The sequence below is a fragment of the Microbacterium sp. T3-8 genome (assembly GCF_055398145.1).
Genome location: NZ_AP027918.1, coordinates 3,429,265 through 3,447,276, shown reverse-complemented (window position 1 = coordinate 3,447,276; position 18,012 = coordinate 3,429,265). Strand labels below are relative to the sequence as shown.

The following is an 18,012-nucleotide window of genomic DNA, read 5'->3' as shown; positions in this document are numbered from 1 at the left end:
TGTCGGGGGTGCGTCCTAGGGTGGAGCGTATGACTGATGCGCTTCCTTCGGGCCTTGCCCTCGACGAGTTCAGCTCCGACATCCGCCCGCAGGACGACCTCTATCGCCACGTCAACGGCGCATGGCTCGACCGCACCGAGATCCCCGGCGACAAGGCTCGCTGGGGATCGTTCCACCTGCTCGCCGAGCAGGCGGAGAAAGACGTTCGAGCCATCATCGAGGAGTCGCAGGATGCCGAGCCCGGCACCCTCGCGCGCAAGATCGGCGACCTCTTCGCGAGCTTCATGGACACCGAGCGCATCGCCGCCGCCGGCACGGCGCCCCTCGCCGAGACCCTGGCCGAGATCGACGCGATCGACGATGTCGCCTCCTTCCTGCGCACCGTCGGCGCCTACGACCGCGACGGCCGCGCCGCCGTGATCGGGCTCTACGTCGACGGCGATCCCGGCAACCCCGAGCGCTACGTGCCGGTGCTGGTGCAGGCCGGGCTCTCGCTCCCCGACGAGAGCTACTTCCGTCTCGACACCTTCGCCGAGACGCGTGCGGCGTATCGCGCGCACCTCGAGCGCCTGCTGGCGCTGGCGGGAATCACGGATGCCGCGGCGAACGCCGATCGTGCGATCGCGCTCGAGACCGAGCTCGCCGGCCACCACTGGGACAACGTGCGCAGCCGCGACGCGGTCGCCACCTACAACCTCAAGACCTGGAATGAGCTGCAGGAGCTCGCCGGGGTCGATCTGACGCCGTGGCGCGAGGCGGTCACCCCGTCGAACCCGAGTGCCTTCGACGAGGTCGTCGTCTCGCAGCCGAGCTTCTTCGAGGGCCTCGGCACGCTGCTCGTCGCCGAGCGCCTCGACGACTGGAAGGCGTGGCTGCGCGCCAAGGTCGTGCACGCCGCCGCGGCGTACCTCACCGACGACCTGGTCGAGGAGAACTTCTCCTTCTACGGCACCCAGCTCACCGGCGTGCCCACCCTCCGTGAGCGGTGGAAGCGCGGCGTCTCGCTCACCGAGGGTGCTCTCGGCGAGGCGATCGGCAAGGTCTACGTCGAGCGGCACTACCCGGCGACGGCCAAGGCCGCGATGGACGAGCTGGTCGCGAACCTCATCGAGGCCTACCGGCAGAGCATCACCGAGCTCGAGTGGATGACAGCTGAGACGCGCGAGCGCGCGCTCGCGAAGCTCGACTCCTTCACCCCGAAGATCGGGCACCCCGAGGTGTGGCGCGACTACTCGACCCTCGAGATCGACCGCGACGACCTCTTCGGCAACGTGCGCCGGGCCTCGACCTTCGAGCACGACCGCAACATCGACAAGGTCGGCAAGCCCATCGACCGCACCGAGTGGCACATGCCGCCGCAGATGGTCAACGCCTACTACAACCCCTCGATGAACGAGATCGTGTTCCCGGCCGCGATCCTGCAGTACCCCTTCTTCGACGCGTCCCGCGACGCGGCCGCCAACTACGGCGGGATCGGCGCCGTGATCGGTCACGAGATCGGGCACGGCTTCGACGACCAGGGCAGCCGTTACGACGGCGACGGTCGCCTCGAGGACTGGTGGACGGATGCCGACCGCTCGGCGTTCGAGGAGCGCACCAAGGCCCTCATCGCGCAGTACGACGCGCTGGTGCCCGAGGGGCTCGATGCCGAGCACCACGTCAACGGCGCTCTCACGATCGGTGAGAACATCGGCGACCTCGGCGGTCTCGGCATCGCGCTGAAGGCCTACGAGCTCTCGCTGAACGGGGCCGAGGCGCCCGTGATCGACGGGCTCACGGGTGTGCAGCGCCTGCTGCTCTCCTGGGCGCAGGTGTGGCAGCAGAAGAGCCGCGATGCCGAGACGCTGCGTCTGCTCACGATCGACCCGCACTCGCCCAACGAGTTCCGTTGCAACCAGATCGTGCGCAACATCGACGCGTTCTACGAGGCGTTCGACGTGACCTCCGGCGATGCTCTGTGGCTTGCAGAAGACGCACGCGTGACGATCTGGTGACCAATCACCGGAGTCTGTGAGGCCGTCCCACGCGGCGGGGTTACGATAGCCCTGCCGCGGGGGACGAGCCCCTCGGCATCCCGCCATCCATCCCCCCGGTAAGGATCACGCGTGGGCTCCCCCCAACCCTCGATTCCCGAGCCTGTCGACGGCTCGAACGCGGTGCTGCGTCGCTCGCAGCGCCCCAGCAGGCGCAGCCCCCGGCGCGCAGCCGTCGGCCGACGCTCCTTCACCGCGACGCTCGGCGCCCTCGAGAATCTGGTCGATTCCGGAGCCCAGGTCTCGGTGCACGTCGTCGATCTCGACAGCCACGTGCACGTGCTCGCGGGCGACGACCACGTCACCATGCCGGTGGCCGGACTCGGTGTCGTGCCGCTCCTGATCGAGGTAGCGGCGGGATTCGAGAGCGGCGCTCTCGACCCGCTCGAGATCATCGACCGATCGAGCGTCGACGAGGTCTCGACCTCGGGGCTGTGGCGGCACCTGCACGCTCCGGCGCTGCCGCTCGAAGACCTCGCCGTACTCGCCGCCACCGCCGGAGACCCGATCGCCGTCAACGCCCTGCTCCGCAAGGTCGGCCACGACCGGGTGCGCGGACGCATCGAAGCGCTCGGGCTGCGACGCACGGCCGTGCTCGACCGGTTCCGCGACAAGCGCGGGCCCGATGATGCCCCCCAGGTGGCCGTCGGCTCCACCCGCGAGCTCGCGGGTCTCTTCTCGGCCCTCGTCAACTCCGCCGTCGTCGACGCAGCGGTCAGCGCCCGCGTGTCGGAGTGGCTCAGCCTCAACCAGGATCTGAGCCTGGTTGCGGCATCCACCGGTCTCGATCCGTTCGCGCACGACCACGACGCGCACGGCCTCCTCTTCGTCAACAAGACCGGGCGCGACCGCGGCGTGCGCGCCGAGGCGGGCGTGCTCGCCGGCCCGCGCGCGGGGGTGGCCTACTCGCTCATCGTCTGCTTCGACGACCTCTCGATCACCCACCGGCTGCGCGCCCACGACGCGTTCCGCGTGCTCGGAGTCGAACTCATGGAGTACACGCACTGACCCCGAGAAGGGCCCCTCGCTAGGCTCGTCGGATGACGCGACCCGACTGGACCCCGCACCGTCGTGACGACGGCGAGCTGCTCGGCTGGATCCACCCGGCGGGCGACGACTGGCTGGCCGTCGATGTGCTCGGGCGCCCGGCGTCCGCTCCCACCGACTGGCTCGACGCCGAGGCTGCCCTCGAAGAGCGGGGCATCGCCTGGCTCGCCGATCCGTGGATGCTCGACGCCGAAGCCGATCGCCCGCTGCGGGTGCGCATCGTCGAAGTGACCCCCGATCGAGACGGCGTGCCGGGGCGCATCGTGGTAAAGGTCGACGACTTCGGTGACGTCACCCGTCCGCCGACCGAGCGGTTCGAGCTGCCGTGGCCGATCCCGAGCCGCCTGCGCCCGCCCCGCGCCGACGACCCCGATCCGCGCACCCTCTGACCCGCTCTCCGGGAGGGAAGCCCGCTCAGGGCAGCGACGGATGCTGTTCGGCGGCGCGCTGCTTCGGGATGAAGAGCGACAGCACCAGGGCCACGATGCCGGCGGCGATCGCCAACCAGAAGCACACCTGGAACGCATCGTGCGTCGGCACCGCGACGCCGTCGACGTCGATGCTCATCGCCGCGAGCACCCCGCCCATGACGGCCGAGGCGCTCGACGTGCCCACCGAGCGGAAGAGCGCGTTGAGGCCGTTGGAGGCGCCGGTCTCGTTCGCCGGAACCGAGCGCATGATGATCATCGGCATCGCGGCGAAGGTGAATCCGATGCCGACGCCGATGAGCAGGTTGCCGACGAGGATGTGCCACACCTCGCTCGACAGCAGCAGCACGAACACGTAGGCGAGCACGATGGCCGCGGCGCCCACCGTGAAGAGCGGGCGCGGACCGACGGTGCGTTCGAGCCAGCCCGACAGCGGCGAGATCACCATCATCACGAGACCGGCCGGCATGACCGCGAGCGAGGCCGAGATCATGTCGAGGCCGAAGCCGGCGCCGGTGCCGGCGGGCATCTCGAGCATCTGCGGGAAGGTCACGTTCGAGGCGAAGAGCGCGAACCCCATGCCGATCGCGGCGATGTTCGTGAAGAGCACGGCGGGGCGTGCGGCGACGCGCAGGTCGAGCAGGGGATCGGTCGTGCGCAGCTGATACCAGCCCCAGACCAGCAGCACGACGAGTCCGCCGATGATGCAGGTGAGGGTCGGGAGCGATGTCCAGCCCCACTCCGCCCCGCGCGATACGAAGAGCAGGATGCCGGTCAGGCCGATCGCGAGGCCGATCGCACCGAGTACGTCGAGACGACCGGGGGAGCGGAGCACGTCTTCGGGGACGACGAAGAAGATGAGCAGCAGCCCCACCGCGCCGAGGGCGGCGGCGAGCCAGAACAGGGCGTGCCAGTCGGCGTTCACCGCGAGGTACGCGGCGATCGGCATGCCGAGCGCGCCGCCCACGCCCATCGTCGCGCTCATGAGGGCGACCGCGGTGCCGAGGCGCTCGGGAGGGAGCACGTCGCGCATGATCGCGATGCCCAGCGGCACCACACCCGTGACCGCACCCTGCAGTCCGCGCCCGATGATCACGCCGATGATCGAGCCCGACAGGGCGGCGATCAGCGACCCGACGATCAGCAGGGCGAGCAGAACGATCGCCACGCGGCGCTTGCCGTACATGTCGCCGAGGCGGCCCGAGATCGGCGTTGCGACGGCGGCGACGAGCAGCGTGATCGTGACGACCCAGGTGGTGTCTTCACGCGAGGAGTTCAGCAGCGCCGGAAGCTCGGCCTGCAGCGGCACCACGAGGGTGAACATGAACGACGAGCACAGGCCCGCGAACGCGAGCACTGCGACGATCGCCCACCGCGGGGTGTTCCGTGAGAGTCGTCGTCTGGCCTTGTCGTCGTTCGCTCCCACCGACTCAGGCTATCGGCGTCTGAGAGGGGCGAGGGTCGTCGGGAGCCGCTTATCGCGGCGGCAGCACGAAATCACCCGTCTCGCCCGGGTTGACCGCGACCTCCCAGCGGAAGCCGTCGGGGTCGGAGAAATACCCGGAGTACCCGCCCCACGCGCGTTCGCGCCCCGCGCTCACCGGCACACCCAGCAGCGCGACCTCGGCGAGCACCGCGTCGACCTCGGCCGGGGTGGCGAGGTTGTGGGCGAGCGTGATCGGGGCGACGCCGGATGCCGGGGCCTCGCCGATCTCGGCGGTGAAGCCCTCGATCGACCACAGCGACAGCATGAGCCGCTCGCCGATCGGGAGCATCAGCACATCGTCGCCCGCGAACATCGGTTCCCATCCGAGCCCGTCGACGTAGAAGGCGCGGGTGCGCGCGAGGTCGGACACGGCGAGAGTGATGAAGCTGACGCGTTGTTCCATGCGGGCGAGTCTGTCACCGGCATCCGACATCCGGAACGGCGTCTGCGACCGGCATCCGGAAGCCCGCGCGTCAGCGCACGTCCTTCATGAGCTTCAGCACCGGCTTGATCGACAGCAGCAGTCCGATGCCGACGAGGATCGCGATGCCGCCCAGGATCGAGAAGTACGGAACCTCGTCGTCGGGGTTGTAGAACCCGACGAGCCAGCCCGAGATCGCCGTGCCGAGCGCGACAGAGAGGAAGAACAGCGCCACCATCTGCGTGTGGAAGACCTTCGGGGCGAGCTTCGTCGTCACCGACAGACCGACGGGCGACAGCAGCAGCTCCGCGACGGTGAACACGAACAGGATGCCGACGATGGCCAGCAGCGGCGTGGAGTTCGGCCCGCCGCCCGCGAACGGGAGGAACAGCAGGAAAGCGACTCCCATGATGATCGCGCTGAGGCCGAACTTCGCCGGCGTCGACGGCTGGCGCTTGCCGAGGCGGGTCCAGATCGCGGCGAAGACGCCCGACAGGATGATGATGAAGACCGGGTTGATGGACTGCACCCACGAGACCGGCATCTCCCAGCCGAAGAGGTCGCGGTTCAGACGCTCGTCGGAGTAGACCGTGAGCACCGTGAACTGCTGCTGGTAGAGCGACCAGAAGGCGACGCTCGTGACGAACAACGGCAGGAAGCCCCACACGCGCGAGCGCTCGGTGGCGTCGATGCGGCGGCTCGAGAGGATCACCGCGAAGTACGCGATCGCGGCGGCGACGGTCACACCGATCACGATCGGCGCGAGGTTGTCGGCGCGGATGACGCCGAGCAGCACCAGCACGACGATGACGGCGACGGCGGCGAGGCCGACGACGGCGACCATCGGATAGCGCGCCGCGGGCAGCGGGTTCGGCACGCGCCGCGCCTCGTCGGGCAGGGCGCGGCGGCCGAACGCGTACTGCACGAGACCCAGCGTCATGCCGATCGCCGCCAACCCGAATCCGTAGTGGAACCCGAGGGTCGACTGCAGGATGCCGGTGAGGATGGGCCCCAGGAACGCGCCCAGGTTGATGCCGAGGTAGAAGAGCGAGAAGCCGGCATCCCGGCGCACATCCTCCGGGGAGTAGAGGGTGCCGACCACCGAGGTCGCGTTGGCCTTGAGCCCGCCCGAGCCGAGCGCCACCAGGATCAGGCCGACCCCGACGCCGAGCAGCCCCGGCAACAGGGCGAGGGCGAGGTGCCCGGCGACGATGACCATCGCGCTGACGAAGAGCACGCGCTCCGAGCCGAAGAGACGATCAGCGAGCCAGGCGCCGAGGATGGTCGACAGGTATACCGAGCCGCCGTACGCGCCGACGATTCCGCCGGCGACCGCCTGCGGGATGCCGAGGCCGCCCTCGGTCACGGAGTAGTACAGGTAGATGAGCAGGATGCCCTGCATGCCGTAGAAGCTGAACCGCTCCCACATCTCCACGCCGAACACGTGCACGAGCGCCCACGGTTGCCCGAAGAAGCGGGTGTTCTCGTCGCGGGGCGGGCGGGTCTGGGCGGTCGAACTCATGGTTAGACGGTAGTCCTCGAGGCCTGTGCGCACGAGGGGCAGAAGGCTCCGACCTCGCGCAGACCCGCAGATAGAATGGGGATGCCGCGGCATCCGCGTGCCGCATCCCACTCGCATCCGACCATTGGAGCCACCATGGCCGAACAGTCCCGCCTCGACAAGGTCATCGCCCTCGCCCGCCACCGCGGGTTCGTGTTCCAAGCGGGTGAGATCTACGGCGGTTCGCGCTCGGCCTGGGACTACGGCCCCCTCGGCACGGAGCTCAAGGAGAACATCCGCCGCCAGTGGTGGCAGACGTTCGTGCGCGGTCGCGGCGACATGGTCGGCCTGGACTCGAGCATCATCCTGCCCAAGCGCGTGTGGGAGGCATCCGGCCACGTCGCCACCTTCACCGACCCGCTGGTCGAGTGCCTCCACTGTCACAAGCGCTTCCGTGCCGACACCCTCATCGAGGACTTCGAGGCGCGCAAGGGCCGCAAGGCCGAGAACGGTCTCACCGACATCCCCTGCCCGAACTGCGGCACCAAGGGTCAGTACACCGAGCCCAAGTCGTTCTCGGGTCTCGTGAAGACCTACCTCGGCGTCGTCGACGACGAGTCGGGTCTCTACTACCTGCGCCCCGAGACCGCGCAGGGAATCTTCGTGAACTTCTCGAACGTGCTCACCGCCAGTCGCAAGAAGCCGCCGTTCGGCATCGGTCAGGTCGGCAAGGCGTTCCGCAACGAGATCACCCCCGGCAACTTCATCTTCCGCACCCGTGAGTTCGAGCAGATGGAGATCGAGTTCTTCACGCCGCCGGCGGATGCGCAGGAGTGGTTCGAGCACTGGGTCGAAGCCTGCTGGAACTGGTTCATCGACCTCGGCATCGATCCCGAGAACATGCGCCAGTTCGACGTGCCCGAAGACGACCGTGCGCACTACTCGGCCGGCACGATCGACGTCGAGTACAAGTTCGGGTTCGCGGGCAAGGAGTGGGGCGAGCTCATGGGTGTCGCCAATCGCACCGACTACGACCTGTCGAGCCACAGCGAGGCCTCGGGCCAGAGCCTGACCTACTTCGACCAGGCGACCGGTGAGCGCTACACGCCGTTCGTGATCGAGCCGTCGTTCGGTCTGACGCGCGCCATGATGGCGTTCCTCGTCGACGCGTACCGCGAAGAAGAGGTGCCCAACGCCAAGGGCGGCACCGACGTGCGCACCGTGCTCAAGCTCGACCCGCGCCTCGCGCCGGTCAAGGCCGCGGTGCTGCCGCTGTCGCGCAACGAGCGCCTCTCGCCGCTCGCCCGCGAGGTCGCCGACACGCTGCGCAGCTCGTGGGCGGTCGACTTCGACGACGCCGGCGCGATCGGACGCCGCTACCGTCGCCAGGATGAGATCGGCACCCCGTTCTGCGTCACGGTCGACTTCGACTCGCTCGACGACCGCGCCGTCACCGTGCGCGACCGCGACACCATGGCGCAGGAGCGCGTCTCGATCGACGAGCTACACCAGTACCTGGCCGAGCGCCTGAAGGGCGCGTGAGCCGCGGCATCCGTTCTTCCTGATCCCGGGCGGATGCCGAGCCACCCCTCTTCGCCCGACACACCCCTCTGCGCACCGTTCGCAGAGGGGTGTTTCGTCTCTAGAGGGGTGGCTCGGCGCGGGGCTATGCTGACCGCATGATCGGGGAGTGGAGCGAGTTCAACGTCGCGATGGCGGGCGCGACCGCGGCCCTCGCCGGCCTCGTGATCGTCGCCGCGAGCGTCAACATCGCCGAGATCGTGAAGTCGCGCACGCTCACCGCACGTCTTCTCGCGGGCATCGCGGCGCTCGTGCTCGCGCTCGCCGTGTCGGCGATCGGGCTCGTTCCCGGCCTCGACCTCACCTGGTACGGCGTGCTCATCGTCGTGGCGACACTGCTGATGTCGGTGTTCCAGGTGAACGTGACGCGTCTCATCGCGGGCGACCCGAACCCGGCCGACCGCGCGCGGCCGCTCAAGTATCTGATCGGCTTCCTGCCCCTGGCCGCGTATCTCGTCGCCGGCGTGCTGGTGGGGGTGGGACATCCGTCGGGGCTGTACCTCGCCGCCGCCGGATGCCTGCTCGCGATCGTGTCGGCGATCGTCGTGTCGTGGGTGGCGCTGGTCGAAGTGCTCCGCTGAGCGCCGCGCCGCACCGGAACGAGCGGATGCCGCGGCGTCAGCCCGTGACGGTGAGCTGCATCTCGGGGGTGCCGCCCGCCCCCACCCAGGCGAGCGAGCGTTCGAGCACGCCCCGGAGCACGTCGAGGTCGATCTCCTCGAGGTCGGTGATGTAGAGGCATCCGGCGCCCGTGGTGTGGGGGCCGAGTGCGGCCAGGGCCTCCTCGTGCGCGGCGACGCCGTCGAGCAGGTAGATCGTCGTCGCCGCCTTGCGCGGCGCGAAGGCCAGCAGCCCGGAGTCGCCCTCGGTGCCGGTCGGATACCGGTAGTGGCACGACCCGAACCCGATGATCGTGCCCCAGGTCGCGGGCTCCCGGCCGGTGATCTCCTGCATGAGGGCGGTCAGCGTCTCGGCATCCCTCCGGCGCTTGGCGGGTGAGGACCGGGCGATCAGGCCCGCGACGTCGCGGCCGGTGGACTTCACGATGGCTCTCCTTCAGAGGCTGCGGATTCGTGCGCCGCAGCGCGATCCGTGATTCGCAGGAAGTGCCCGTCGGGGTCGAGCAGGCGGAAGTCGGTCAGCCCCCACGCCCGACGCTGCAGGTCGTCGACCAGTCCGACTCCGGATGCCGCGACCCGCTCGCGCTCCGCGGCGACGTCATCGACCTCGATGACGATCTCGACGCCCAGCGGAGGGCGGCGGTCGCCGATCGCGTTCGGAGAGGCGAGCAGACCGATCCGCACCCCATCGCGGCGCACCGCCGCATACGGGTTCGCGAGGCCCCGGTCGTCCTGCACGAGCTCGAATCCCAGAACATCGACGTAGAACGCGAGCGCCCGGTCGAGGTCTCTCGGGAAGAGCTCGATGCGGAGTGCGGCGGGCACGGTCGGCCTACTTCTCGGCCTTCGCGGCGGCCTTCATCGCCTTCTTGTGCTCGCGCACCTTCGTCAGGGATTCGGGCGAGACGATGTCGGCGACGCTGCGGAACGAGCCGTCGACGCCGTAGTCGCCCGCCGCCTCGCGCCAACCGGCGCCGGTGAATCCGTACTGCTTGCCCAGCAGCGCCAGGAAGATCTTCGCCTTCTGCTCGCCGAAGCCCGGCAGCGCCTTCAGGCGCTTGAGCACCTCGGCGCCGTTCGGCTCGCCCTGCGTCCAGAGGGCGGCGGCGTCTCCGCCCCAGTCGTCGACGATCGTCTGGCACAGCGTCTGCACGCGCGTCGCCATCGACCCCGGGAAGCGGTGCACCGCGGGCGTCGTCTTGAACGCCTCGAGGAACTCCTCGGGATCCATGCTCGCGATCGCCGAGGCATCCGTCGCGCCCGTGCGCTGCTCGATCTTCAACGGACCCGCGAACGCGGTCTCCATCGGTACCTGCTGATCCAGCAGCATTCCGACCAGGAGGGCGAGCGGGTTGTCGGTCAGGAGAGCGTCGGCGGCGGTGTCTCCGGTGATGTGAAGGGCCATGCGTTCATTCTCGCATCGGGCGGTTTCCTGTGGGGCGCTGGGCGATGGGCACTCGCCCCCGGCGTCAGGCGGAGGCGGCGTCGTCGAGCGGGTCGATGGCCGAGACGGCGGGCTGCTCGGGCGAGAGGCCGTAGAGCGTCGCGAGGGCCGCGGCGAAGTCGTCGGCGCGGCCGGCGGCGGCGAGCTCGTGCGCACGGGTCGTCGGCTCGTGCAGCAGCACGCCGGCGAGGTGGCGCAGTGCCTGCTCGATCTTGCCGTCCTCGTCGCCGCGCGCGCGGGCGCGGGCGATCTCCGAGTCGAGCAGCGAGAAGATGTGCGAGCGCAGGGCGATCACCGACGGAGTCACGCTCTGGCGGGCGCCCACGACATGGAAGGTGTCCGCGGCCTCGCGAACGACGGTGCGCGCGGCATCCGTGGCCTGCAGCTCTTCGAGCGGAGCGTGCAGGCGGATGGTCTCGAGGTCGAGCAGCGCGACACCCTCGAGGGTGGCGACGGCCGGGTCGACGTTGCGGGGCATGCCGAGGTCGACGACCAGCTGTCCACGCTGGGTCCCTGAGCCTGTCGAAGGGGCGACCGGGCAGCCGGCAGCGGCCGCGGCGAGCCCGGCGGGCGCCTGCAGATGCTGCGGCCCGAGCACCGGCTCGGTGGCGGTGGTGCACGTGATCAGCAGGCTCGACCGGGCGGCGGTGCGCGCGTAGTCGGCTTCGGCGACGGGGCGGATGCCGTGCTTCGCGGCGAAGATCTCGGCGCGACCCGACGGCGAGTAGACGGAGATGTCGACGGCGCCGCGCTCGCGGAGCGTGGCGAGCGTGACGGCGGCGTAGGCGCCGGTGCCGACGAGCAGTACGCGCTCGGCCGACCAGTCGGCGATGCGGGAGTCGGCGAGCTCGAGGGCGAGGCGCACCAGCGAGCGGCCGGCGCGGCCGAGGGCCGTGACGTTCTTGACCTTGCGCTGCGCCTGGCTGGCGCGCTGGAACAGGCGCTCGAGCTCGGGGGAGGTCGTGCCCTCCTTGCGGGCGGACTTGAGTGCGCGGCGCACCTGGCCGGCGATCTCGCCCTCGCCGGAGACGACGGATTCGAGACCGGAGGCCACGGAGAAGAGGTGCTCGGCGACGCGGCGGCCCGAGTGCACGGTGTAGGCGCCGTCGAGTTCATCGGCGGGAACGCCGGTCGCGGCCTCGACCGCTTCGAGCACGGCTTCGACGCCGATCGCGCCGGCTGCAGTGACGGGTTCGTCCATTTCCACGTACGCCTCGAAGCGATTGCACGTCGCGAGAACGACCGCACCCTGCACGCACGGCGTCATGCCCACGAGAGTGGGGGCGACGTCGTCGGGGGTGCGGCTCAGGCGTTCGAGCAGATCGAAGCTGGCGGTCTTGTGACTCGCCGTGACACACAGCAGCACCCTTCGATTGTACCGGAGGCTCCCGACGCCGAGGTCGCCGGGCCCACAGCATCCGCATCGGGGGCGGATGCGAGGATGGAGGCATGGCCCTCTCCGACGCTCCGCTCCTGCGCGCCCTCGCGGGCGAACGCCCCGCTCAGACCCCGGTGTGGTTCATGCGCCAGGCCGGCAGGTCGCTGCCCGAGTACCGGGAGCTGCGGGTGGGCACGCGGATGCTCGACGCCTGCCTCACCCCCGACCTCGCCGCCGAGATCACGCTGCAGCCGGTTCGCCGACACGGGGTGGACGCGGCCGTTTTCTTCAGCGACATCGTCATCCCGCTGCGCCTGGCAGGAGTCGAGGTCGAGATCGAGCCTGGCCGCGGCCCGGTGTTCGCGAACCCGGTGCGCACGGCATCCGACGTCAACCGCATCACGGCGATCGATCCCGCCTCGCTCGACTCGACCGCGATCTCCGAGGCTGTGCGCCTCACCGTCGCCGAACTCGGCGACACCCCGCTGATCGGCTTCGCCGGAGCGCCCTTCACCCTCGCGGCCTACCTCGTCGAGGGCGGCCCGTCGAAGGAGCACCTGCGCGCGCGGGCCATGATGCACGCCGACCCCGACTCGTGGAACCGCCTCGCCGGATGGCTGGCGCAGGTGTCGCGGGTCTTCCTCTCGGCGCAGCGCGACGCCGGGGCATCCGTCGTGCAGCTCTTCGACTCGTGGGCGGGCGGTCTGAGCCCCGCCGACTACCGCACCTTCGTGCGCCCGCACTCGAAGACCGCGCTCGAGGGCATCGGGTTGCCGACCATCCACTTCGGCGTCGGCACCGGACCCTTCCTCGCCGACATGCGTCTCGACGGTGCGGCCGATGGTGTGGGCGTCGACTGGCGGCAGCCGCTCGACGAGGCGGCCGCGATCCTCGGCCCTGACACGACGGTGCAGGGCAACATCGATCCCGCGCTGCTGTCGGCCCCGTGGCCGGTGCTCGAGGCGCACGTGCTCGACGTGCTGCGGAGGGGCCGCACCGCTCGGGCGCACATCGTCAACCTCGGCCACGGCGTGCCGCCCGAGACCGACCCCGATCAGCTCACGCGCATCGTCGAGCTGGTGCACGCGCAGCGCGACTGACGGATGCCGTGAAGGGTCAAGACCCGCCGCGTCGGCGGTCCCGCGTGCGGCGTGTTGTGACCCCTCACCCGCTCAGGCGCCCCGCCGCGCCCGCAGCCAGCGCACCGCCCGCAGATCGTCGAGCGTGAACGGACCGTCCGGGAGCGCGGCGCGGATGCGCTCGTCGCTGAACGCGCGCCGCGGTCGGAACTCCTCAGGCGCCTCGGGCGCGTAGGGGGCCGGCTCGGTCACGCCTTCGGCCAGCATCCGAGCCTGCGCCTTCGCCACCAGAGGGGTGACCATCGTCCACTCGGTCAGTTGGGCGAGCATGCGGATCGTCCACAGCGGCACGGGGAAGAAGAGCGGGCTGCGCTCGTCGACCCGAGCGATGCGGCGCAGTGCCTCGCCGAGCGTGACCTCGTCGGCACCCATGACCGCGATCGTGGGCTCGGCGATGCGCCCTTCGAGAGCGGCGACGAGCAGGTCGACCGCGTCGTCGACGGGCACGGGGCGGGCGCGGCGCTCGCGGAACCCGACGGTCCAGAAGAAGGGCAGCGTGCGCACGGCGCGCGACACGTGGTCGACCATGTGGTCGCCGCGACCGTAGATCATGCCGGACTTGAGAATGGTGTGGTCGATGCCGGAGGAGCGGATGATCTCTTCGGCCTCCCACTTGGACTCGTGGTAACCCGAACCGCAGTCGGGCCGGGCGCGCAGGAAACTCACCATCACGATGCGCTTCACACCGGCGCGACGAGCGGCTTCGACGACGGCGCGTGTGCCCTGGACGTGCACGCCCTGGAACGTCTGGTCGCCGATCTCGCGGTTGATGCCGGCGCAGTGCGCGACCGCATCGCATCCGGCGAAGGCTGCGGTGAGCGCGTCGACATCGTCGAGCGCGACGCCGGTGCGTCGGGACACGACGACGGATGCTTCGGGGCCGAGGCGCTCGGCGAGGTGCCGCCCGACGAATCCGGTGCCTCCGGTGATGGCCACTCTCATGACTGCTCCTTCGCTCATTAGCTTTACGGCTAAATGCTATCTAGCAAGGGTGCTATATTGCAAACATGACAGATAGCGCGACCGACATCTTCGCCGCGCTGGCGCACCCCACCCGGCGGCAGATCCTGCAGGACCTGAAAGAGGGTGAGCTGGCGGCCGGCGAGATCGCCGCGAAGTTCTCATCGAGCGGTCCGACGATCTCCCGGCATCTCGCGGTGCTGCGGCAGGCCGGGCTCGTGACCGAGCGTCGCGACGCCAACCGCATCCTGTACTCGCTGGTCGGTGAGCGCCTCGCCCTCTCGGTCGGCGACTTCCTGTCGACGGTGTGCCCCGAGCAGATCGTTCTGCGCGAGATCCGCAAGCGCGGGGGCGCCGACGAGGGGTTATCCCCGGCCGAGGCCTGAGCGGGGCGATGCGAGGATGGAAGGCATGACCGAGCCCTCCGAACTCGCCGCCCGCGCCGCCGAGAAGCACGTCGTCGTGATCGGCGGTGGGATCGGCGGTCTCATCGCCGCCCGTGAGTGCGCCAAGGTCGGCATGCGCGTGACGGTGCTCGAGGCGTCGGATGCCGTGGGCGGCGCGATCCGTCGGGCCGAGCTCGACGGGGTGGCCCTCGACGCGGGGGCCGAGAGCTTCGCGACCCGCGGGGGACACGTGCGTGCGCTCCTCGCCGAACTCGGCATCGACGACCGCGTCGTCGCACCCGCTCCCGGAGGAGCCTGGCTCGCCGGGGTCCCGGGCATCGGCGCCGCACCGCTCCCCGTCGGCGGGCTGCTCGGCATCCCCGCCAACCCGTTCCAGGACGACGTGCGCCGCATCATCGGCTGGTCGGGCGCCTGGAGGGCGTACCTCGATCGGGTGCGTCCGCCGCTGACCATCGGCCACGAGCACAGCCTCGGCAAGCTCGTCTCGACGCGCATGGGCGACAAGGTGCGCGACCGCCTCGTCGCTCCCGTGACCACGGGGGTGTATTCCGCTTCACCCTCCGATATCGACGTCGAGATCGCCGCACCGGGGCTCAACGCCGCGCTCACGCGCACCGGTTCGTTGTCGGGTGCAGTGGCCGCGCTGCGCGACGAGGGTGCGGCCCGCGCCGCCGCGAAGAAGCCGGGCGCCGCGGTCGAGGGACTCGACGGCGGGATGACCGTCCTCGTCGATGCCCTGCTCGCCGATCTCGAGAACTTCCGTGTCGAGGTGCGCACGGCATCGCCAGTCCGCGCGATCGCCCGCGACGGAGACGGCTGGATCGTCGTCGCCGATGCGCCCGTCGATCCGGCATCCGAAGACGCCGCGGACTCCGATGACGAGGTCGTCGCGGTCGCGGAGGAGTGGCAGGCGGATGCCGTCGTCGTCGCCGTCGACGAGCGCACCGCTCGTGCGCTGCTCGCCGACGCCGTGCCTGCACTCGTGCCGACCGACGACGTACCGGCACCCGAGATCGAGATCGTCACCCTGCTCCTCGACGCTCCGGCGCTCGACCCGTCGCCGCGCGGTACGGGCGTGCTGACGGTGCCCGGCAGCCATGTCGCCAAGGCGCTCACGCACTCCACCGCGAAGTGGGAGTGGGTGCGCCGGGCGGCCGGTGGTCGTCACGTCGTGCGGGTGTCGTTCGGTGCGCAGGGCGAGCCGGCGGCCACCGCAGGGCTCGACGACGGGACTGCGTCGGACCTCGCGCTGCGCGAGGCATCCGCTCTTCTGGGCGTCGATCTGGCACCGTCCGCGCTGGTGGCCGCGCACCGTGCGCGCTACGTGCAGGCGCAGCCGGCATCGGTGATCGGATCGGCGGAACGTCGTGCGGCGGCACGCTCCGCCGTGCAGGCCGTTCCTGGCCTCGCGGCGGTCGGTGCCTGGCTCGCGGGTACGGGTCTCGCGCAGGTGATCCCCGATGCGACCGAGGAAACGGACCGCCTGCGCCGCACCCTGATCTGGGAGTGAGCGCCTCGCGCCTGTCAACCCCCTGCCCTCTCAATGCCGAAATCGGCATATGGGGTTACGCTGGGTACCTGGCCGACGGGGATCGAACGCCTGCGGCTCGACCGGAACAACGTGAGGAGACCCCATGAAGGGGAAGATCGGACTCGTCGTCGGAATCGGCGTGGGATACGTCCTCGGAACGCGCGCCGGACGCGAGCGCTACGAGCAGATCAAGACGCAGTGGCTCAAGGTCTGGCATCTCGACCCCGTGCAGGAGCGCGTCGAGCAGGTCAAGGACTTCGTGGGCCAGAAGGCCGCCGCGGTTCCGGGCGCCCTCTGGAACGGCGCCGTCAAGGTCGTCAAGTCGGTCGGCAGCGACGGCACGCCCGGGCAGAAGCTCGACTCGGTGATCGCCGCGGGCAAGGACGTCGCCGAAGACCTCGAGGATGCCGCCGAAGAGGTGAAGGACCGCGTCGAGGAGGCCAAGACGTCGTCGACGTCGAAGACCTCTTCGTCGAAGACGTCCTCCGCGAACTCGTCGGCCTCGACCGGAGCCGCTCGCAAGCCCGCCGCCAAGAAGCCGGCGACGCGCAAGCCCGCCGCGAAGAAGACCGGGAACTGACCATGCCCCGCGGCTATCGCGACCGCGCCGATGACAGCTTCCTGTCGCTGATCGGCGACCTCCCCGAACTCGTCTCGAACCTCGTCAAAGCCGAGATCAACGCCGCCAAGGCGTGGGTCTCGCGCACCGCGAAGGACGCGGGCGTCGGCGCCGTCTGGTTCGTCGTCGCCCTGTTCTTCCTGTTCTGGGCGATCCCGGTGCTGCTGGTCTTCGCCATCGCGGGCATCGCCTCGTGGTGGCCCGTGTGGCTCTCGGCGCTGGCGGTTTTCGGCATCCTGATCCTGGCCGTGCTGTTCTTCGCGCTGCTCGGTCTTCTCAAGTTCCGCAAGGTGCTGCGCCGGGAGAACCCCGCGCAGGCCGTCGCCACAGACGTTCGCATCGTGAAGGAGGCCGGCGACAATGACGAATTCTGACCTGCCGATCACCGCCGTCCCCGGCGGCATCGTCGACCCCGTCGCCTCGGCGCGGGCAGAGCTCAAGGCGGCGCTCGCCGCGATCGAGATCAAGGGCAACGTGCCGCGTCGTCTCGACAAGGCCTCGAAGCGCGCGGCCGTGCGTCTGCGACTGTTCTCCGAGCGCAACCCCGCGGGCGCGATCGCGATCGCCGTGGGTGCGGCGGCCGTCGTCGGCAGCGCCGTCTGGGTGATCGCCCGGGCGATCTCGCGCTGACCACTTCTTTTCGCGACGCCCCGGAACTCCGCTTCCGGGGCGTCGCGTTTTTGCACGCTCGGCCGCATTCGCAGCCGTCCGACAAAAGGGGCAGACTGGGACCATGTCCGATGAGAGCGCAGAGAACCCGTCCGGCTTCACCCTCTGGGCCGTGTGGCGACGCAATCCCGATGTGCCCGTCACCGAGTCCGACTCGACCGAACTCGAGACGATCGTCTCGTACGTCGAGGACTCCGGGGTCACGGTCCGCGGCTTCTACGACGTCTCGGGCCTCAAGGCCGACGCCGACCTCATGGTGTGGCTGCACGGCGACACCGCCGAAGAACTGCAGAAGGCGCTGCGTCGTCTGCGCCGCACCGAGCTGCTGCGCTCGCTCCTGCCCGTCTGGAACGTGATGGGCGTGCACCGCGACGCCGAGTTCAATCGCTCGCACGTGCCCGGCTTCCTCCGGGGGGTCGAGCCCAAGGACTGGCTCTGCCTCTACCCGTTCGTGCGCACGCCCGAGTGGTACCTGGCACCCGAGGCCGACCGTCGCGCGATGCTCGCCGACCACGGCCGCAAGGGCGCCGCGTTCACCGGCGTCGTCGCGAACACCGTCGCCGCGTTCGCCCTCGGCGACTACGAGTGGATCCTCCCGATGGAGGCCGACGACATCACCGATCTCGTCGACATGATGCGCGACCTCCGCTACACCGAGGCGCGTCTGTTCGTGAAGGAGGAGGTGCCCTTCTACACGGGGCGCAGGCTCCGCTTCGACGAGATCGCGGACGTGCTGCAGTAGGCCCGC

20 protein-coding genes are annotated in these 18,012 nt (G+C 70.1%); 12 read left to right on the top strand and 8 right to left on the bottom strand.

Translation table 11 applies throughout. The annotated features are described in order from the left end of the window. The first annotated feature begins 29 nt into the window (after positions 1–29). The 3 genes from ACZ5Y9_RS16565 to ACZ5Y9_RS16555 all read left to right on the top strand — a co-directional run bounded on the left by ACZ5Y9_RS16565 (position 30) and on the right by ACZ5Y9_RS16555 (position 3,469). Entirely contained in the window at positions 30–1,994 is a 1,965-nt protein-coding gene (locus tag ACZ5Y9_RS16565) for a M13 family metallopeptidase (protein ID WP_464471887.1), read from the top strand. A 111-nt stretch (positions 1,995–2,105) separates the two neighbouring features. Then, positions 2,106–3,041: a serine hydrolase gene (locus ACZ5Y9_RS16560; RefSeq protein ID WP_247633718.1), complete on the top strand. Its 936-nt coding sequence runs from the start codon at positions 2,106–2,108 to the stop codon at positions 3,039–3,041. A gap of 32 nt (positions 3,042–3,073) precedes the next feature. Continuing rightward, positions 3,074–3,469 (top strand): hypothetical protein, encoded by a 396-nt coding sequence (locus ACZ5Y9_RS16555; protein WP_464471886.1) that lies wholly within the window; start codon positions 3,074–3,076, stop codon positions 3,467–3,469. Between the two features lie 25 nt (positions 3,470–3,494). Here ACZ5Y9_RS16555 and ACZ5Y9_RS16550 read toward each other — a convergent pair whose 3' ends face one another. From ACZ5Y9_RS16550 to ACZ5Y9_RS16540, 3 genes are all read right to left on the bottom strand, one after another. Further along, positions 3,495–4,832 carry an MFS transporter gene (locus tag ACZ5Y9_RS16550; RefSeq protein ID WP_464472754.1) on the bottom strand — a complete coding sequence of 446 codons (1,338 nt, stop codon included), beginning with the start codon at positions 4,830–4,832 and terminating at the stop codon, positions 3,495–3,497. 151 nt (positions 4,833–4,983) lie between these two features. Continuing rightward, positions 4,984–5,397 carry a VOC family protein gene (locus tag ACZ5Y9_RS16545; RefSeq protein ID WP_464471885.1) on the bottom strand — a complete coding sequence of 138 codons (414 nt, stop codon included), beginning with the start codon at positions 5,395–5,397 and terminating at the stop codon, positions 4,984–4,986. Between the two features lie 70 nt (positions 5,398–5,467). Then, positions 5,468–6,937 carry a peptide MFS transporter gene (locus tag ACZ5Y9_RS16540; RefSeq protein ID WP_464471884.1) on the bottom strand — a complete coding sequence of 490 codons (1,470 nt, stop codon included), beginning with the start codon at positions 6,935–6,937 and terminating at the stop codon, positions 5,468–5,470. 135 nt (positions 6,938–7,072) lie between these two features. Between ACZ5Y9_RS16540 and ACZ5Y9_RS16535 the strand changes: the two genes are divergently transcribed. Then, positions 7,073–8,458 (top strand): glycine--tRNA ligase, encoded by a 1,386-nt coding sequence (locus ACZ5Y9_RS16535; RefSeq protein WP_464471883.1) that lies wholly within the window; start codon positions 7,073–7,075, stop codon positions 8,456–8,458. Between the two features lie 137 nt (positions 8,459–8,595). Then, positions 8,596–9,078, top strand: a complete 483-nt coding sequence (locus tag ACZ5Y9_RS16530) for a hypothetical protein (protein WP_464471882.1) — start codon at positions 8,596–8,598, stop codon at positions 9,076–9,078. A 37-nt stretch (positions 9,079–9,115) separates the two neighbouring features. On the opposite strand, the gene ACZ5Y9_RS16525 is transcribed toward ACZ5Y9_RS16530, so the two are convergent. From ACZ5Y9_RS16525 to ACZ5Y9_RS16510, 4 genes are all read right to left on the bottom strand, one after another. Then, entirely contained in the window at positions 9,116–9,541 is a 426-nt protein-coding gene (locus tag ACZ5Y9_RS16525; RefSeq protein ID WP_464471881.1) for a DUF1801 domain-containing protein, read from the bottom strand. Beyond that, positions 9,538–9,942 carry a VOC family protein gene (locus tag ACZ5Y9_RS16520; protein WP_464471880.1) on the bottom strand — a complete coding sequence of 135 codons (405 nt, stop codon included), beginning with the start codon at positions 9,940–9,942 and terminating at the stop codon, positions 9,538–9,540. The genes ACZ5Y9_RS16525 and ACZ5Y9_RS16520 overlap by 4 nt, the downstream gene beginning before the upstream one ends. 7 nt (positions 9,943–9,949) lie before the next feature. Next, positions 9,950–10,522: an HhH-GPD-type base excision DNA repair protein gene (locus tag ACZ5Y9_RS16515; protein ID WP_247624402.1), complete on the bottom strand. Its 573-nt coding sequence runs from the start codon at positions 10,520–10,522 to the stop codon at positions 9,950–9,952. A 64-nt stretch (positions 10,523–10,586) separates the two neighbouring features. Further along, positions 10,587–11,927 carry a glutamyl-tRNA reductase gene (locus tag ACZ5Y9_RS16510; RefSeq protein WP_247624403.1) on the bottom strand — a complete coding sequence of 447 codons (1,341 nt, stop codon included), beginning with the start codon at positions 11,925–11,927 and terminating at the stop codon, positions 10,587–10,589. An 83-nt stretch (positions 11,928–12,010) separates the two neighbouring features. Here ACZ5Y9_RS16510 and hemE point away from each other — a divergent pair, with 83 nt between their 5' ends. Next, positions 12,011–13,039, top strand: coding sequence for a uroporphyrinogen decarboxylase (gene hemE / locus ACZ5Y9_RS16505; protein WP_464471879.1), 1,029 nt, complete (start codon positions 12,011–12,013; stop codon positions 13,037–13,039). A 72-nt stretch (positions 13,040–13,111) separates the two neighbouring features. Here hemE and ACZ5Y9_RS16500 read toward each other — a convergent pair whose 3' ends face one another. Beyond that, positions 13,112–14,020, bottom strand: a complete 909-nt coding sequence (locus tag ACZ5Y9_RS16500; protein ID WP_464471878.1) for an NAD(P)H-binding protein — start codon at positions 14,018–14,020, stop codon at positions 13,112–13,114. Positions 14,021–14,085: 65 nt separating this feature from the next. On the opposite strand from ACZ5Y9_RS16500, the gene ACZ5Y9_RS16495 reads away from it, so the two are divergent. From ACZ5Y9_RS16495 to hemQ, 6 genes are all read left to right on the top strand, one after another. Next, a complete protein-coding gene (locus ACZ5Y9_RS16495) occupies positions 14,086–14,424 on the top strand; it encodes a metalloregulator ArsR/SmtB family transcription factor (protein ID WP_247624406.1) in 339 nt (112 codons plus the stop codon). Positions 14,425–14,449: 25 nt separating this feature from the next. Next, on the top strand, positions 14,450–15,955 hold the full coding sequence (gene hemG / locus ACZ5Y9_RS16490; RefSeq protein ID WP_464471877.1) for a protoporphyrinogen oxidase: 1,506 nt from the start codon (positions 14,450–14,452) through the stop codon (positions 15,953–15,955). Between the two features lie 124 nt (positions 15,956–16,079). Beyond that, on the top strand, positions 16,080–16,556 hold the full coding sequence (locus ACZ5Y9_RS16485; protein ID WP_464471876.1) for a hypothetical protein: 477 nt from the start codon (positions 16,080–16,082) through the stop codon (positions 16,554–16,556). A 2-nt stretch (positions 16,557–16,558) separates the two neighbouring features. Next, positions 16,559–16,969 (top strand): phage holin family protein, encoded by a 411-nt coding sequence (locus ACZ5Y9_RS16480; RefSeq protein WP_400442942.1) that lies wholly within the window; start codon positions 16,559–16,561, stop codon positions 16,967–16,969. Beyond that, complete coding sequence (locus ACZ5Y9_RS16475; RefSeq protein ID WP_247624410.1) at positions 16,956–17,225, top strand: hypothetical protein; 270 nt, start codon at positions 16,956–16,958, stop codon at positions 17,223–17,225. The genes ACZ5Y9_RS16480 and ACZ5Y9_RS16475 overlap by 14 nt, the downstream gene beginning before the upstream one ends. Positions 17,226–17,328: 103 nt before the next feature. Next, the gene (hemQ, locus tag ACZ5Y9_RS16470; RefSeq protein ID WP_247624411.1) at positions 17,329–18,006 is read left to right on the top strand and encodes a hydrogen peroxide-dependent heme synthase; all 678 of its coding nucleotides are present in this window, start codon (positions 17,329–17,331) and stop codon (positions 18,004–18,006) included. Positions 18,007–18,012 lie beyond the last annotated feature (6 nt).

Excerpts from the sequence above, each read along its gene's own strand:
- ACZ5Y9_RS16565 (WP_464471887.1), top strand. The coding sequence starts at position 30 with ATGACTGATGCGCTTCCTTCGGGCCTTGCCCTCGACGAGTTCAGCTCC.
- ACZ5Y9_RS16555 (WP_464471886.1), top strand. The coding sequence starts at position 3,074 with ATGACGCGACCCGACTGGACCCCGCACCGTCGTGACGACGGCGAGCTG.
- ACZ5Y9_RS16550 (WP_464472754.1), bottom strand. The coding sequence starts at position 4,832 with ATGTTCACCCTCGTGGTGCCGCTGCAGGCCGAGCTTCCGGCGCTGCTG.
- ACZ5Y9_RS16545 (WP_464471885.1), bottom strand. The coding sequence starts at position 5,397 with ATGGAACAACGCGTCAGCTTCATCACTCTCGCCGTGTCCGACCTCGCG.
- ACZ5Y9_RS16540 (WP_464471884.1), bottom strand. The coding sequence starts at position 6,937 with ATGAGTTCGACCGCCCAGACCCGCCCGCCCCGCGACGAGAACACCCGC.
- ACZ5Y9_RS16535 (WP_464471883.1), top strand. The coding sequence starts at position 7,073 with ATGGCCGAACAGTCCCGCCTCGACAAGGTCATCGCCCTCGCCCGCCAC.
- ACZ5Y9_RS16530 (WP_464471882.1), top strand. The coding sequence starts at position 8,596 with ATGATCGGGGAGTGGAGCGAGTTCAACGTCGCGATGGCGGGCGCGACC.
- ACZ5Y9_RS16515 (WP_247624402.1), bottom strand. The coding sequence starts at position 10,522 with ATGGCCCTTCACATCACCGGAGACACCGCCGCCGACGCTCTCCTGACC.
- hemE (WP_464471879.1), top strand. The coding sequence starts at position 12,011 with ATGGCCCTCTCCGACGCTCCGCTCCTGCGCGCCCTCGCGGGCGAACGC.
- ACZ5Y9_RS16500 (WP_464471878.1), bottom strand. The coding sequence starts at position 14,020 with ATGAGAGTGGCCATCACCGGAGGCACCGGATTCGTCGGGCGGCACCTC.
- ACZ5Y9_RS16495 (WP_247624406.1), top strand. The coding sequence starts at position 14,086 with ATGACAGATAGCGCGACCGACATCTTCGCCGCGCTGGCGCACCCCACC.
- hemG (WP_464471877.1), top strand. The coding sequence starts at position 14,450 with ATGACCGAGCCCTCCGAACTCGCCGCCCGCGCCGCCGAGAAGCACGTC.
- ACZ5Y9_RS16485 (WP_464471876.1), top strand. The coding sequence starts at position 16,080 with ATGAAGGGGAAGATCGGACTCGTCGTCGGAATCGGCGTGGGATACGTC.
- ACZ5Y9_RS16480 (WP_400442942.1), top strand. The coding sequence starts at position 16,559 with ATGCCCCGCGGCTATCGCGACCGCGCCGATGACAGCTTCCTGTCGCTG.
- ACZ5Y9_RS16475 (WP_247624410.1), top strand. The coding sequence starts at position 16,956 with ATGACGAATTCTGACCTGCCGATCACCGCCGTCCCCGGCGGCATCGTC.
- hemQ (WP_247624411.1), top strand. The coding sequence starts at position 17,329 with ATGTCCGATGAGAGCGCAGAGAACCCGTCCGGCTTCACCCTCTGGGCC.